The sequence below is a fragment of the Hydrogenophaga pseudoflava genome, assembly GCF_031020795.1.
Classification (GTDB): Bacteria; Pseudomonadota; Gammaproteobacteria; order Burkholderiales; family Burkholderiaceae_C; genus Hydrogenophaga; species Hydrogenophaga pseudoflava_A.
The window spans coordinates 651,789-664,930 of sequence record NZ_JAVHJP010000001.1 but is presented as its reverse complement, the minus strand read 5'-3'; the positions used below and the strand labels follow the sequence as shown (position 1 = coordinate 664,930).

The window sequence follows — 13,142 nt, the reverse complement described above, 5'->3', positions numbered from 1 at the left end:
GGGTTGTCTCCGGGTGGGCTGGAATGCCCCGGATCGTACCGGCGGGCGCGGCCCGGGCCGATTGAAAACCGCTTTCCGGCTTTGAAATTTGCTGCCAGCGGGTCTGGCTCAGCCCGGTTCGGCCCGGGACGGCAGGATCGCGACGATGGTGGTGCCGGTGCCGGGCGCGCTGTCCACCTGCAGCTGTCCGCCGTGCGACTCGACCCGCATGCGCATGCCCAGCAAACCGTGGCGGCCGTGCGGCACGCGCTGCGGGTCGAAGCCCTTGCCGTTGTCGTGAATGCTCAGGCGCACCGTGGCACCCTCGGCCTGCAGGCGCACCCGGGCCTCGGCGCAGCCGGCGTACTTGCCGATGTTGGTCAGTGATTCCTGCGCGATGCGGTAGAGCGCCAGCTGCGCCGGGCGGTCCAGCGCCACATCCTGCAGCTCGGCATGCACCGGCCTGTCCAGCCGCTCCGCCATCTCGCGGCACAGGATCTCCAGTGCTTGCACCAGGCCCAGCTGCGAGAGCGCGGACGGGTGCAGGTCTTCGATGATGCGGCGCTTGAGGGCGATGCCCTCCCCGAGCCGGGCCTCGATCGCCTGGATGCGCTCCACCGTCCTGGCCGGCAGGTCGGGCTGGCGGCGCAGCCGGGCGAAGTCCAGCTTCATCGAGGTCAGCAGACCGCCCAGTTCGTCGTGCAGTTCGCGGGCGATGTGGGCGCGCTCGTCTTCGCGCACATTGACCAGGTGGGTGGCCATCTCGCTCAGCTCGGCGGTGCGCTCCTTCACCCGGGCGGCCAGTCGCTGCCCCTCTTCGAGCATCTGCCGGTCGCCCCGGTGCAGCTGGCGCTGGAACAGGAACAGGCCGAGCATGGTGGCCAGCGCCAGCAGGTGCACCGCCACGCGGTTGATCATCAGCGCGTCGTAGAGGTCGATCCGTGCCTTCTGCTGCACCGCGGCCGTCTGCTCCAGCACCTCGGCAAAAGCCTGCCGCAGGGCATTGCGGCGCTCCAGGCTGGCATGGCTGGCGGCGGCGGCGATGGCGGGGGCGCGTTCGCCCCGGTCGACCATCGCCATCCAGGCGTCGGTGGTCCGGATGTGCTCGTCGATCAGTCGTTCGATGGGCTCCACCGACACCGACTCTTCGGGGACTTCCCGGTTGAGCAGGGCCAAGGCGCTGTCCTTGATCTCATGCAGATCGTCCACCGCTGCGCGGTAGCGGACCGCTTCCTCTGGACTGGCGGTGAGGATGTAGGACCGTGCATACAGACCGACCTCGGTGAGCCGCTGCAGCGTCTCGGCCGATTTGACGCGCGCATCGGTGAGCGCGATGCCGTTGTCCAGGGTGGCTTCGGAGTGGCGGTAGGCGCTCTCGTTGACCACCATGCCGACCACACCCAGGGCAATGACCAGGGGCATGGTGTAGCGGCCGCGGGCGGCCACTTCAAAGCGGTTGCGGATGCGCTGGACGCGTTCGGTGTCGGGTGTGGGGCTGGGTGGCACGGGCATGTGGCAGTGTCAGACCTCGGCCAGCTTGTCGCAATAGTCGATCAGGGCGTCCAGGTCCCTGGACTTGTCGAACACCTCGGCCGCGCCCAGCGCCAGACAGCGGCGCCGCACCTCCGGGGTGGCGAAGTTGGAGAGCACCACGCGACGGGCGCGCATCTGCATGCCCTGGGCGGCCTCCAGCACACCCAGGCCGCTGCCCGCCGAAAGGAAGATGTCCACGATGACCAGGTCCAGGTCGGTGGCGTGCTCGTGCAGCCCACGCACCGCGGCTTCCTCGGATGGTGCGGACCCCACGATCCTCACGCTGGTCAGCTCTTCCAGGGTGGCGACCAGGTTGCTGAGGATGGTGGGGTTGTCTTCGACGATGAACGCGCTGAGGGTCGGCATGGAACATGGGCCTGGGCAGTCCTGCAACGATAGCCACTGTGCGTGGCCACCGCTGTAGGACATGTCCGACACACTTTATTTCACAATGATGTCGTTGGTCACACGCGAAACCCCCTTCACGTTGGCCGCGATGGTGGCGGCCTGTTCGCGTTCGGCGTTGTTCTTGGCGAAACCGGAGAGCTGCACCACGCCCTTGAGTGTTTCCACCTTGATGGACATGGCGCTGACGGTCGGGTCTTCGGCAAAACGGGCCTTGACCTGGGTGGTGATGGTGGTGTCGTCGATGTAGGACCCCACCGTCTGCTGGTCGCGCGCCACGGCGCAGCCGGTCACGGTGACGACGCCAAGGGCCAGGGCCGAAGCGAGGGCGATGGTTCTGAACATGCGGATCTCCTGATGGGTTGATGGCAGCCGGGAAGGTGTTGCGCGGGCGTCAGCCCTGGCCCACCACCAGCTTGTTCTGCACGTCGGTCACGCCTTCCACGGCCTTGGCCAGGGTGGTGGCGCGGTCGGCCGCTTCGGCGGTGGGCGCGGGGCCGGTCAGCGACACCACGCCGCCGACGGTGTCGACCTCGATCTTCAGCGCGCTGAGCTGGTCGTCCGCGGCCAGTGCGGCCTTGACCTTGGTGGTGATGGCCACGTCCGACGCGGTGTCGGCCACGGACTGCGCCGCCTTTTCGCCGTCGCGCTTCATCTCGGTGGTCGCTTCCTTCGCGTCCTGGCGGGCCTCCTGGGCGGCCTGTTCGGTGCTGTTGATGGCGCCGTCGATCTTCTGGCCGACGGTGGCGTCTTCCCTCTGGCCGCAGGCGACCAGCGACATCAGAAGGGCGGTGGTGGCCACGACGGCCTGTGTGCGGTTGGAAAGTTTCATCTCGTGCTCCTTGGATGGGTTGGAGGTGGCAGGCCGGTGCGTCGACCGGCCCGGAACAGCGGTGGCGAAGAAACTCGCCGTGCTGTGCAGTCACTGTAGAAAACGATGGGGTCGCGGCCTGTCGGTCGGCCCCCTGTGCCCCTGTAGGACATCGCCCCGCCCCGCTGTCGGAGGGGTGTAGGAACTGTCTGACGGACAGCGCCGCGACCGCGCGCTACATTGGTCCGCACCGCCCCAGGGGCGGTTTGCACAAGAGACCCGGACACAAGGAGAACGAACGCATGATCCGTATCGGTATCGTCGACGACCACGCGGTGGTGAGGGCCGGGTTGCGGCAGTACCTGGCCGACCACGTGGACCTGCGCGTCACCGGCGAGGCCAGCAACGGCGCGGAGGCGCTGGAGCTGGCCCGCACGGGCGAGGTGGACGTGCTGCTGCTGGACATCTCCATGCCCGACCAGAGCGGTGTGGACGCGCTCAAGGCCATCAAGTCCCGCTTCCCGGATCTGGCGGTGCTGATCCTCAGCGGCTTCCCCGAGGCGCACTACGCCACCAACCTGCTGCGCCTGGGCGCCAGCGGTTACCTGAACAAGGAGTGCGAGCCGGACGAGATCGTGCTGGCCATCCGCACGGTGTCCATGGGCCGCAAGTACATCAGCCAGGCGGTGGCCACGCTGCTGGCCGAAGGCGTGGCCGGCGGTCTCGACCGGCCGCCCCACGAGCTGCTGTCCGAACGCGAACTGCAGGTGTTCCTGCGGCTGGCCAAGGGAGAGACCATCGGCGCCATGGCCGAGGCCATGTTCCTGAGTGTGAAAACGGTGAGCACCTACCGCACCCGCGTGCTGGAAAAGCTCAAGCTCTCCACCAACAGCGAACTCACCTACTACGCAATGACCAATGGCTTGATCCAGTGACCCCCTGGGCCGGACCCTCAGGAATCGGCCGGGCGCGTCGGCGGCGGCGGGGAGTGGCTCGGGTCCTGCCGGCGTTCCTTGAGCCAGGCGGTGAGTGCGCCCAGCAGCGCCAGTTGCACCGGAGCCTGTGCAAGCTGCCGCCACAACATGCGCCCGACGCGCAGGTGCAGGTCGCGGGTTTGACGGCGCAGTGTGTGGGCCACCCAGGGGCGGGCCATCGTCAGGGCGGCGCCGACGGCCGCGGCGGCCGCGAGGCTGGCCCAGGGGTGTCTGCGCACGAGCAGCCGCACGTCGCCAGCCAGGGTGTCCGACACCAGCTCGACCGAGGCGTGCCAGGGCTGGCGGGTCCACCACCGGCGCGCCAGGGCCCGGGCGGTGCGCCAAGCGGTTCGTGGCAGGCCGTCGCGCTTGGAGCGGGCCATCATTGAACTCATCAGGGAGGCCGCGAGGTCCAGCAGGCCACCTGTACCGGTTTCTGCCCGTCGCCCTGAAGGCTCCGGGTAGAGGCGCTGGATCAGCTGGGTGCGTGAAGCATCCAGCCGTGCAAGGGCTCGCGCCTTGCGCTCGGCCGTCGGAAGGACGCGCTCCGGCGGTGTGTTCATTCTTCTTCCAGGATGCGCAGGGTCGCAAGGTCCTGCGCCATCTGCTCACGCAGGGCCGCAAACAGGGCGGCCTTTTCGAGGCGGTGCACGCGCCAGGCGAGCCCTGCCGCCAGCAGCAGAGGCACCAGCGGGATGACCACCAGCAGCCACGGCATGGGCATCGCCGACAGCGGCACCGCGGCCGCTGCCAGGCCCGCCGCACCAGCCAAGCCCAGGCCCAGCACCGCCAGCAGGGCCGCGATGGTGCTCAGCCCGGCCCGCAGTTTCCATTGCTCGCCCCACTCATCCAGTTCGGCCGAAGCGAGGTCTGCGTAGGCGCCTGCGTGTTCCAGCAACAAGCCGGGCTGGCGGGCCAAAGCCATGAAGGCGGGGTGTATCACGGCGCGGGCCCTGGCCGGCGTCAGTAGCGTTCGGCGCGGCGGTTGGCCGCCCAGGTCAACAGCAGCGTGGCCGCGGCGCCCACGGCGGCCGCCATCAGCAGGGCCTTGCCGGGTTCGTGGCGCACATAGTCCGTGGTGCGTTCGCCCACCTCGTGGGCCTTGTTCGCGACGGCCGAGCCTGCGGCGCGGGCTTTGTCGATGCCAGCGCGCGCCAGGTCTTCGGCGCGGTGGGCGGCTCGGTTCAGGTGAGCTGGCACGGCGTCGCGCACCTGGCGCAGGCCAGCCTGGATGCTGGCCTCCGCTTCGGCGGCGGCCCGGCGCGAATGGGTCATCATTTCATCGGCCTTGTCGGCGGTACGGGCCACCGCATGCTGGGCGCTGTCGGCACCGGATTCGATCATGTGCTGGGCGTTGTCCAGGGCGGTCTTGACTTGGGGGTTCATGAGGATCTCCTGTGTTGAAAGAAGAAGGGAATGGAACCGGGTACCGAAGCGGCCCCGTCAGCGCTTGATCAGTCCGAAGACAAACGTGGCCGCGGCCATGATCAGGAACACGAAGAACAGAATCTTCGCGATGCCGGCGGCACCGGCGGCGATGCCACCGAAGCCCAGCAGGGCCGCGATCAGTGCGATCACGAAGAACACAACGGCGTAGTGCAACATGGCGATCTCCTAGTTGGTTACCGCAGCGCCAGTGCTGCGATGGACCCAGTGTGCGCGTGGGGTGGGTGCATCGGTGTCGGTCAATGTCAGCGCGGTGTGTAGGACGGTGCCGACACCGTGCGGCGCATCATTGCCCTGCGGGGTGCGCTGCTGAAGAGCACGTCCAGAAAGCGCAGCGGTGCCAGGTGGCGGCCCATCACGACCAGGCACACCGTCAGCGGCGTGGCCAGCACCAGCCCCACCGGTCCCCACAGCAGCGCCCAGAACGCGGCCGAGACCAGCACCGCCAGCGGCAGGACGCCGGTGGAGTTGCCGTAGGCCAGCGGCTCCACCACGTTGTTGCTGATCAGCTCAAGGGTGGCGATCAGCCCCAGCGTCCACAGCACCATCGACCACCCGGGGTCGACCGCGAAGGCCAGCACCAGCGGCATCACCGCACCCAGCGCCGGCCCCAGGTAGGGCACGAAGCGCAACACCGTGGCCAGGCCGCCCCAGAGCCAGGCGCCCGGCACGCCGATGAACCACAGGCCCAGGGCCATGGGCACGCCATAGCCCAGATTCACCATCAGCTGCGCGGTGAGGTAGCGGCTCACGCGCCGGCCCGACTCCGCCAGCGCCTCGGCCATGCGCTCGGTGTCTCCGCCCAGCAGGCGCAGCAGACGGTCGCGCAGTTCGGCGCGCTGCAGCAGCATGATCACCGCCAGGATCAGCACCAGCGCCACCGTGGCCAGCTGCACGCCCACCCGCATCACCAGGTCGATGGCGCGGGCGCTGCCGCTGCGCGTTTCCACCGCGACCTGCTGCACCTTGGGCTTGGTGCTGCCCGCCGGTTCGAAGGCGTGCGTGGCGGTTTCGAACTCGCGGGAGACCATGTCCATCAGGCGGGTCATCTCCCGCGTGGTGCCCGAGGGGGTCAGCGCCGGCCGCAACTCGCGCAACTTCTTCTGGATGTTCTGGCGGTGGGTGGGGAGTTCCTGCCCCAGTTCGCCCACCTGCACGGTCGCGACCGCCGCGGCGCCCAGCAGCGCAGCGATGGTCAGCGCCATCACTGCGCCCACCGCCAGGCCCCGCGGCAGCCGCCGGCTTTCCAGCCAGTTCACCGCCGGGTCGAGCGCAAAGGCCAGCAGCGCCGCCAGCGCCAGCGGGATCAGCAACGCCTTGCCGAAGTGCAGACCGAGGATGCCAAGCGCCAGGGCGGCGCCGCAGAGAACGAAGCGTTGCACACCGGGCATCACCGGCTGGGGGATGGTGGGCACGGTGGGTGTCTCCGGTGGGTGTGTGTTCATGGCAAGGTCCGTGGTCGCAGGTCATCCCATACTCCGCCCGCCCCCGGCGCGCGTGTGTCGGCCGCGCCCGCGCTGCGGTGTCGGACGGCGCCGACACGCCGCCTGCATGCCATGCCCGGGGGAGCGGGGGGCGGCGCACTGTCTTGGTGGCGCCAGGGGCGCGGCGTATCATGGTTTTGCAGGCCCTCGCCCGCAACGGAGGAACCCATGGCGCACCGTTTTTCGAAGCAGCTTGTGCAATCCCTTCAACCGCTGGCGGCCGTCGCCGCTCTGGTCTGTGTGCCGCTGGCGGCGCAGGCCCAGACCGCACCCACCCAGCTCTGGATCGACCTGTCCACCTCCACCATGACGGGCATGCCCGAATTCATGCAGAGCGGCGTCGGCGGCGTCATCAGCGGGCTCTTCGGCGGCAACAGGGGCGGCGGCGGAGGTTCACACGTCTATGGCCACGCCAGCGGCCGCTTCATCCAGCAGGGCAGCCAGCCGGGCCTGACCGGCGCCCTCCCGCCCAGCCGCGTGATCGACGTGGCGCTCTACAACCCGCGCAAGCCCGGCACCGAAGCCGCGCTCTTCGTGCCGCTGACGATGGGCATGGGCGAGTCGCTGCCGCTGGTGCCGCCCAGCCCCAGCTTCAAGGAACCCGGCGAGGCGCAGCCCGGCGAGATGCCCGAGATCAAGGGCCGCATCCTGATCTACTGGGGTTGCGGCGAGGCGGTGCGCGCCGGCCAGCCCAAGGTCATCAATCTTTCCAACAACCCCGCGGCCTGGGCCGGCGCGCTGGCCGGGCGCATGGCGCCCGAGCGCGCGGCCCGCGTGGGTGCGCAACACGCGCTCTACCCCAACGAGAAGAACACGGTGAACCCCAGGGCCGACACCTTTCTGCAGGGCGTGCACCAGGTGCGCGGCGAGGGTGTGCCCGAGTCCATGCAGTTCACCCTGGCCGAGCGGCAGGACCTGATGCCCGCCATCCAGCTGCAGCAGCAGGGCGACCCGGCGCAGAGCATCCGCCTGTCCTGGCAGCCGGTGCCGCGCGCCGCCGCCTACCACCTGCACGCCATGGGCATGGCGGGCGACGACATGGTGCTCTGGTCCAGTGCCGACAACGGCGACGCGGGTCTGGGCCTGTTCGACTACCTGACCGAGACCACGGCCACCCAATGGGTGAAGAACAAGGTGCTGCTTTCTCCCGAGACCACCCAGTGCGCCGTGCCCCAGGGCATCTTCGCGGGCGGGCAGGGCGGTGGTGGCCGGGGCGAGGCGGGTGGCGCGATGCTGCGCATGATTGCGTATGGCCCCGAGAGCCACTTCAGCCACCCGGTGCGCCCGCCCAAGGCCCCGAACAACTGGCAGCCCGAGTGGTCGGTGCGCGTGCGCGCCAAGAGCCAGACCATGGCGATGCTCGGTCTGGACATGGCCGGCATGGCCGGCGGCCGCGACAGCACCCCGGCACCGGAAGAGAAGCCCGCGGGGGGCCTGCCCGGCGCGGCCGGCAGTATCCTGCGCGGCATCTTCGGGCGCTGACGTATCGGGCGACCGTGGCTCAGGCCGTCAGGCCCCGTGCCCGTTCGGCGTCGCCCAGCGGCTCCAGCCAGCCAAACTGCTGCTCCAGCACCGCCAGCGTCGCCTCCGAGGCGTCCCGGCCAGCGGCCTGGCGCGCGCTGATGCGCCGCCGCAGCTCGTCCGCGGGTGCCTCGCAGGCCAGGATGTGGAAGGGGCAGGCCTCGGCCTCGGCCAGCTCGGCGAAGGAGCGCCGCTCGGCTTCGCGCAGAAAGGCCGCATCCACCACCACCGACCAGCCGTCCTGCAGCAGCATGCGGGCGCGGGCACGCAGCGAGGCATAGGTCTCTTCGTGCGCCTGCGGGCGGTACAGACCTTCGTGCAGGCCCGAGCCGCTGGCGGCCAGCGGGCTCATTCCGTGCAGGCGCTTGCGCTCCACGTCCGAGCGCAGGCGGACCGCGCGGCCGCTCGCCTCGGTCTGCAGCCAGCGGCCCGAAGCCCAGGTCTTGCCGCTGCCCGACAGGCCGTGGGTGATGACCAGCTGCGGCGACGGGGGGTGGGCAATGTCCTGCGCCAGCGCCAAGTAGCGCCGTGCCTCGGCCAGGTGCTGGTCCGCCTCGGGCGAACCGGTCAGCTGCCCAGCGCGGATCGCCGCAACCTTGGCGCGCACGCCCGCCCGGTAGCTGGCAAAGAAGCTCCACACGGTGGGCGCCGACACGTCGCCGCTGGCGTCCAGCCACTCGCTCAGCAGCACGTTCGCCAGCCCCGGCTGGCCGTGGTCCAGCAGGTCCATCCAGCAGAACGCCATGTCGCTGGCCACGTCGATCCAGCGCAGCTCGTCGTTGAACTCGATGGCGTCGAAGGGCAGCACCTCGCCGTCGATCAGCGCGAGGTTGGCCAGGTGCAGGTCGCCGTGGCCTTCGCGCACCCGCTCCTTCTGCCGCCGCCGCGAGAGCAGCGGCTCGATGGCCACGAAGCGCTGCTCGGTCCAGTCGCTCAGGGCCTGCACCAGCGCCGCATCGGCCGGCGCCTTCAGCTGCGTGCGCAGGGTGTTGAAGTTGTCGCGCGGCCAGCGCATGGCCGCGGTCGCGTGGCCCCAGGGCTGGCTCTTGCCGGCCGCCGCCGCGCGCGCCTGAAAGGCCGCCATGCGGCGCGCCAGCCCCGCCACGTGCTCCGCCGTCAGTTCGCCGCGCCGGCACACATGGTCCAGCCGCGCCGTCTCGTCGAAGCGCCGCATCTGCACCGCGTATTCGATGGCCGGCTGCCCGTCGCCGGCCTCGCCCCAGCGCGGGTTCTCGGCTGTGCCGACGATGGGCCACACGCCCAGGTACAGGTGGGTGGCCGGCCGGTCGTGCTGCTGGAAGCGCCGGTTCACCCGGATCTCGGTTTCGCAGGCGTGGCGCCGCGCGCCCAGGGTGCCGAAGTCCATGAACGGGAAACGCACCGGCTTCTTGATCTTGTACGCGAAATCGCCCGCCAGCAGCACCCAGGCGCCGTGCGTCTGCACCAGCTCGACGCGGTCGACCGGGTGCGGGTAGCGCGCCGGCTGCATCAGCGCGGCAATCAGGGGCGGGACAGGCTCGGACATGAAGCCACTGTATCGTTTCGCGGGTACACCACGGAGACAAGAGGAGACCCCGACCCATGAACCTCGCCCACCTGCTGCAGCGCAAGGCGCTCGAACACCCCGACCGCCCCGCCATCTTCAGCGGCACGCAGGCCGTGGCCACTCACCAGCAGTGGGCGGAGCGCGCTGCGCGAGTGGGTGCTCACCTGTGTGCAGCGGGCCTGCAGCCCGGCGACCGCGTTGTGCTGTTCATGCGCAACCACCCGCGCTACCTCGAGCTGCTGTTCGGCGCCTGGTGGGCCGGGCTGGTGGCGGTGCCGGTGAACGCCAAGCTGCACCTGAAAGAGGTGCAGTGGATCGTGGAAAACTCAGGTGCGCGCCGGGCCTTCGTCACCTCCGACATCGTGCCGGACCCGGCGGAGCTCACCGGGCTGGACGGCGTGATGGACGTGGACAGCGCCGAATGCGACGCCTGGATCAACGAAGGCGAAAGCCTCTCCTATATAGAGGAGCGCGCCCCCGACGACACCGCCTGGCTGTTCTACACCAGCGGCACCACCGGCCGGCCCAAGGGCGTGATGATCACGCACCGTTGCCTGCTCACCATGGGCCTGGGCTACTTCAACGACGTGGACCACGTCAGCCCGCAGGACGCCATCGCCTACGCCGCGCCCATGTCGCACGGGGCGGGGCTCTACGCCCTCCCGCACCTCATGGCCGGCGCGCGGCACGTGGTGCCCGCCTCGGGCGGCTTCGACGCCGCCGAGCTGTTCGAACTGGGCCGCCAGCTCGGCCCGCTCTCGCTGTTCGCCGCGCCGACCATCGTCAAACGCATCGTCGGCGAGGCCGAGGCGCAGGGCCTCACGCCCGAGCAGTGCGGCCAGAGCTTCAAGACCATCGTCTACGGCGGCGCGCCCATGTACGCCGCCGACATCCGCCGCGCGCTGCGCACCATGGGCCCGCGCTTCGTGCAGATCTACGGCCAGGGCGAAAGCCCCATGACCGGCACCGCCCTCGGCCGCGCCCACCTGGCCGACACCGCGCACCCGCGGCACGAAGAACGCATCGCCTCCGTCGGCGTGGCGCAGACCCCGGTGCGCATCCGCGTGGCGGGGCCAGACGGGCAGCCGCTACCCACAGGCGAGGTCGGCGAAGTGCTGATCCGCGGCGACAGCGTCATGGCCGGTTACTGGCGCAACCCCGAGGCCACCCAGGCGGCCATCCGAGACGGTTGGCTTTGGACCGGCGACATGGGCGCGCTCGACGCCGACGGCTTCCTTACCCTCAAGGACCGCAGCAAGGACCTGATCATCAGCGGCGGCAGCAACATCTACCCGCGCGAGGTGGAAGAGGTGCTGCTGCACGCACCCGGCGTGGCCGAAGTCGCCGTGGTCGGTGCGCCCGACCCCGAGTGGGGCGAAATCGTGGTGGCGTTTGTGGTGCCGCAGCCCGGGGCGGCATTGGATGCGAAGACGCTCGACGCCTTCTGCCTGGACCAGATCGCGCGGTTCAAGCGGCCCAAGCGGTATGAGTTTGTGGTGGCGCTGCCGAAGAACAACTACGGAAAAGTGTTGAAGACGGTGCTGCGGGAGAGGGCCGGAGCGCCCGAAAGCCAGGTCAACGCAGGCAGCCTGTCCTGAGCAAGCGGCTCCACCGTATGTTCGACAGCGCACGGAGGCTGCCCGGGCTGCAGGGGAGAATGGCTTGGTGCATCCGCCCCCTCCACCCGGAAGGACGTGAACCCGGTCAACCGCGGGCGGAAGACAGGCGTCACGCCCACCTCGCAGATCGGCACAGCCCCATGTTCGACCACATTCGCGCAGACTACCGGGCCCATGGCAGCCGCCTGGGAGCGCAGGGTTTCTGGGTCATGCTGGTGTACCGGCTGGGACGCTGGCGCTATGGCCTGCGTCCCGTGCCCGTGCGCAAGGCCTTCTCGCTGCTCTACCACGTGCTCTACAAGACCGTGCAGGTGCTCACCGGTGTCGAGCTTCCCTGCGAGGTCAGGGTGGGAAAGAACTTTGTGATCGACCACTTCGGCGGCATCGTGATCAGCGGTTATGCCCGGTTCGGCGACAACTGCCGCCTCCGTCCCGGCGTGGTGGTGGGGCTGGCCCGTGCCGACGACCCCTGTGCGCCGGTCGTCGGCGACAACGTGGACATCGGCGCCGGCGCCAAACTGCTGGGCCGCATCACCGTGGGCGACAACGTGCACATCGGGGCGAACTCGGTGGTCATACGTGACGTGCCGTCCAACTCGGTCGCGGTAGGTGTACCCGCTCGCGTCTTGCCCTGCCGGGACGCAATTGGCCGCGGGCTGCCCATCCGGCCCCTCCGCATGGCCGCGTTCGAAAGGGGGGCGAGAAGGGGTTGATGAAGGTGCGGCGGGAGCGCTGTCCTGAGACTGAAACGAGGGCTGTGCGCTTGCTTGAGCGTGTGACTCCTTTGATGAGGTTGGTCGTGCCTGGCTTGGGGTCAAAGGTTTGAAAGGTCTGCGCCGGAATGCAGGTCATCTATCACAGGGCCGGAGTGGCCATTCATCTTTGCGCCTGATCAGCTCCAACGCTCATAAACCGACTGAACGGATCCTCCCGGTAATCCGCAAACGGCCCGCATTCCACAAACCCGAACCGCCGGTACATCGCAATCGCCGGTTCAAACGGCGGCGTGCTGCCGGTTTCCAGGCTGACGCGCGCATAGCCGCGCTCGCGGGCGAGCTTGAGCAGTTCGGTGAGGATGGCCTGCGCGGCCCCTTGGCGCAGGTGGCGCGCGCTGGTGCGCATGGACTTGAGTTCGCCGTGGCCGCCTTCGGTGGCGGTGGTGGGCACCAGTTCCTTGAGGGCGCCCATGGCAACCAGTTCGCCCACGGTGTCGGGTTCAGCGCCGGGCGGGGCGTCCGGCGGCAGGCGCCAGGCGGTGAGGAAAGTAACTTCGGGCCGGCGCAGGCCGTTCAGGTCCAGCGCGAACACGCATTCGGGCGGCGAGGCGGCGCGCATGCCGGCCAGGTGTTCGTCCAGCAGGCTGAGCACCTGAGGGTGTGTGAGTTCGCGGTCAACGCGGATGTGAAACCGGTGAGCCGGTGCCGCTGCTGGCATGTCGCTCCCTCCCCGGGCGGTGCGTGTGGTCTGGCCGGAATGGCTCTGCGGCCATTGTGTTCGTTTTGTTACCAGTGAGGCAAGCGGCGCACAGTGGCCAGCAGCGCCGCCGGTTCAAGCCACCCAGCCCACCAGCCGATAACTCCTGAACAGCTTCAAAGGAGTCCCCATGGACATGTCCGTTTCTCCCGCCCTGGTCGTGGACCGCGTGGTCCAGATGGGCCAAGGCGCCACCAAGCAGCAGGTGCAGATAGAGGTGCTCAAAGAGGCCATGCAGACGCAGGAGTCGGCGGCGGCCTCGCTGCTCAACTCCGTGGCGGGCAACCTGCCGCTGGCCGGCAGCGGCCCGGTGGGTACGCAGGTCAACACGATGGCGTGACCCGCGCAGCG

General features: G+C 69.5%; 16 protein-coding genes. 5 read left to right on the top strand and 11 right to left on the bottom strand.

Annotated elements, in window-relative coordinates; genetic code table 11:
- Window positions 1-108 precede the first annotated feature (108 nt).
- The 4 genes from RCO38_RS03280 to RCO38_RS03265 form a co-directional block, all read right to left on the bottom strand.
- Complete coding sequence (locus tag RCO38_RS03280) at window positions 109-1,491, bottom strand: sensor histidine kinase (protein WP_308326861.1); 1,383 nt, start codon at window positions 1,489-1,491, stop codon at window positions 109-111.
- A 9-nt stretch (window positions 1,492-1,500) separates the two neighbouring features.
- On the bottom strand, window positions 1,501-1,878 hold the full coding sequence (locus tag RCO38_RS03275) for a response regulator (RefSeq protein WP_308326860.1): 378 nt from the start codon (window positions 1,876-1,878) through the stop codon (window positions 1,501-1,503).
- 75 nt (window positions 1,879-1,953) lie between these two features.
- The gene (locus tag RCO38_RS03270; protein ID WP_374694501.1) at window positions 1,954-2,262 is read right to left on the bottom strand and encodes a BON domain-containing protein; all 309 of its coding nucleotides are present in this window, start codon (window positions 2,260-2,262) and stop codon (window positions 1,954-1,956) included.
- Between the two features lie 49 nt (window positions 2,263-2,311).
- Window positions 2,312-2,749 carry a BON domain-containing protein gene (locus tag RCO38_RS03265; RefSeq protein ID WP_308326859.1) on the bottom strand — a complete coding sequence of 146 codons (438 nt, stop codon included), beginning with the start codon at window positions 2,747-2,749 and terminating at the stop codon, window positions 2,312-2,314.
- Window positions 2,750-3,030: 281 nt separating this feature from the next.
- On the opposite strand from RCO38_RS03265, the gene RCO38_RS03260 reads away from it, so the two are divergent.
- Entirely contained in the window at window positions 3,031-3,663 is a 633-nt protein-coding gene (locus RCO38_RS03260) for a response regulator transcription factor (protein ID WP_308326858.1), read from the top strand.
- A 17-nt stretch (window positions 3,664-3,680) separates the two neighbouring features.
- On the opposite strand, the gene RCO38_RS03255 is transcribed toward RCO38_RS03260, so the two are convergent.
- From RCO38_RS03255 to RCO38_RS03235, 5 genes are all read right to left on the bottom strand, one after another.
- Window positions 3,681-4,265: a hypothetical protein gene (locus RCO38_RS03255; RefSeq protein ID WP_308326857.1), complete on the bottom strand. Its 585-nt coding sequence runs from the start codon at window positions 4,263-4,265 to the stop codon at window positions 3,681-3,683.
- Complete coding sequence (locus RCO38_RS03250) at window positions 4,262-4,627, bottom strand: hypothetical protein (protein ID WP_308326856.1); 366 nt, start codon at window positions 4,625-4,627, stop codon at window positions 4,262-4,264. The genes RCO38_RS03255 and RCO38_RS03250 overlap by 4 nt, the downstream gene beginning before the upstream one ends.
- A 38-nt stretch (window positions 4,628-4,665) precedes the next feature.
- Window positions 4,666-5,088: a hypothetical protein gene (locus RCO38_RS03245; RefSeq protein WP_308326855.1), complete on the bottom strand. Its 423-nt coding sequence runs from the start codon at window positions 5,086-5,088 to the stop codon at window positions 4,666-4,668.
- 57 nt (window positions 5,089-5,145) lie between these two features.
- On the bottom strand, window positions 5,146-5,307 hold the full coding sequence (locus tag RCO38_RS03240; protein ID WP_308326854.1) for a DUF1328 domain-containing protein: 162 nt from the start codon (window positions 5,305-5,307) through the stop codon (window positions 5,146-5,148).
- A gap of 86 nt (window positions 5,308-5,393) precedes the next feature.
- Window positions 5,394-6,593, bottom strand: coding sequence for an AI-2E family transporter (locus RCO38_RS03235; RefSeq protein ID WP_308326853.1), 1,200 nt, complete (start codon window positions 6,591-6,593; stop codon window positions 5,394-5,396).
- 234 nt (window positions 6,594-6,827) lie between these two features.
- Between RCO38_RS03235 and RCO38_RS03230 the strand changes: the two genes are divergently transcribed.
- On the top strand, window positions 6,828-8,114 hold the full coding sequence (locus RCO38_RS03230; RefSeq protein WP_308326852.1) for a hypothetical protein: 1,287 nt from the start codon (window positions 6,828-6,830) through the stop codon (window positions 8,112-8,114).
- 19 nt (window positions 8,115-8,133) lie between these two features.
- Here RCO38_RS03230 and RCO38_RS03225 read toward each other — a convergent pair whose 3' ends face one another.
- Window positions 8,134-9,678 (bottom strand): bifunctional aminoglycoside phosphotransferase/ATP-binding protein, encoded by a 1,545-nt coding sequence (locus tag RCO38_RS03225; RefSeq protein ID WP_308326851.1) that lies wholly within the window; start codon window positions 9,676-9,678, stop codon window positions 8,134-8,136.
- A gap of 56 nt (window positions 9,679-9,734) precedes the next feature.
- On the opposite strand from RCO38_RS03225, the gene RCO38_RS03220 reads away from it, so the two are divergent.
- Complete coding sequence (locus RCO38_RS03220) at window positions 9,735-11,297, top strand: AMP-binding protein (RefSeq protein ID WP_308326850.1); 1,563 nt, start codon at window positions 9,735-9,737, stop codon at window positions 11,295-11,297.
- Window positions 11,298-11,458: 161 nt separating this feature from the next.
- A complete protein-coding gene (locus RCO38_RS03215; protein ID WP_308326849.1) occupies window positions 11,459-12,031 on the top strand; it encodes a serine O-acetyltransferase in 573 nt (190 codons plus the stop codon).
- Between the two features lie 163 nt (window positions 12,032-12,194).
- On the opposite strand, the gene RCO38_RS03210 is transcribed toward RCO38_RS03215, so the two are convergent.
- Entirely contained in the window at window positions 12,195-12,686 is a 492-nt protein-coding gene (locus RCO38_RS03210) for a GNAT family N-acetyltransferase (protein WP_374694500.1), read from the bottom strand.
- Between the two features lie 241 nt (window positions 12,687-12,927).
- Between RCO38_RS03210 and RCO38_RS03205 the strand changes: the two genes are divergently transcribed.
- The gene (locus RCO38_RS03205; protein WP_308326847.1) at window positions 12,928-13,131 is read left to right on the top strand and encodes a putative motility protein; all 204 of its coding nucleotides are present in this window, start codon (window positions 12,928-12,930) and stop codon (window positions 13,129-13,131) included.
- Window positions 13,132-13,142 lie beyond the last annotated feature (11 nt).

Bases quoted from the DNA above. Each gene is read 5' to 3' on its own strand.
- RCO38_RS03240 (WP_308326854.1), bottom strand. From the start codon at position 5,307: ATGTTGCACTACGCCGTTGTGTTCTTCGTGATCGCACTGATCGCGGCC.
- RCO38_RS03280 (WP_308326861.1), bottom strand. From the start codon at position 1,491: ATGCCCGTGCCACCCAGCCCCACACCCGACACCGAACGCGTCCAGCGC.
- RCO38_RS03270 (WP_374694501.1), bottom strand. From the start codon at position 2,262: ATGTTCAGAACCATCGCCCTCGCTTCGGCCCTGGCCCTTGGCGTCGTC.
- RCO38_RS03265 (WP_308326859.1), bottom strand. From the start codon at position 2,749: ATGAAACTTTCCAACCGCACACAGGCCGTCGTGGCCACCACCGCCCTT.
- RCO38_RS03255 (WP_308326857.1), bottom strand. From the start codon at position 4,265: ATGAACACACCGCCGGAGCGCGTCCTTCCGACGGCCGAGCGCAAGGCG.
- RCO38_RS03275 (WP_308326860.1), bottom strand. From the start codon at position 1,878: ATGCCGACCCTCAGCGCGTTCATCGTCGAAGACAACCCCACCATCCTC.
- RCO38_RS03220 (WP_308326850.1), top strand. From the start codon at position 9,735: ATGAACCTCGCCCACCTGCTGCAGCGCAAGGCGCTCGAACACCCCGAC.
- RCO38_RS03225 (WP_308326851.1), bottom strand. From the start codon at position 9,678: ATGTCCGAGCCTGTCCCGCCCCTGATTGCCGCGCTGATGCAGCCGGCG.
- RCO38_RS03215 (WP_308326849.1), top strand. From the start codon at position 11,459: ATGTTCGACCACATTCGCGCAGACTACCGGGCCCATGGCAGCCGCCTG.
- RCO38_RS03205 (WP_308326847.1), top strand. From the start codon at position 12,928: ATGTCCGTTTCTCCCGCCCTGGTCGTGGACCGCGTGGTCCAGATGGGC.
- RCO38_RS03250 (WP_308326856.1), bottom strand. From the start codon at position 4,627: ATGGCTTTGGCCCGCCAGCCCGGCTTGTTGCTGGAACACGCAGGCGCC.
- RCO38_RS03260 (WP_308326858.1), top strand. From the start codon at position 3,031: ATGATCCGTATCGGTATCGTCGACGACCACGCGGTGGTGAGGGCCGGG.
- RCO38_RS03245 (WP_308326855.1), bottom strand. From the start codon at position 5,088: ATGAACCCCCAAGTCAAGACCGCCCTGGACAACGCCCAGCACATGATC.
- RCO38_RS03235 (WP_308326853.1), bottom strand. From the start codon at position 6,593: ATGAACACACACCCACCGGAGACACCCACCGTGCCCACCATCCCCCAG.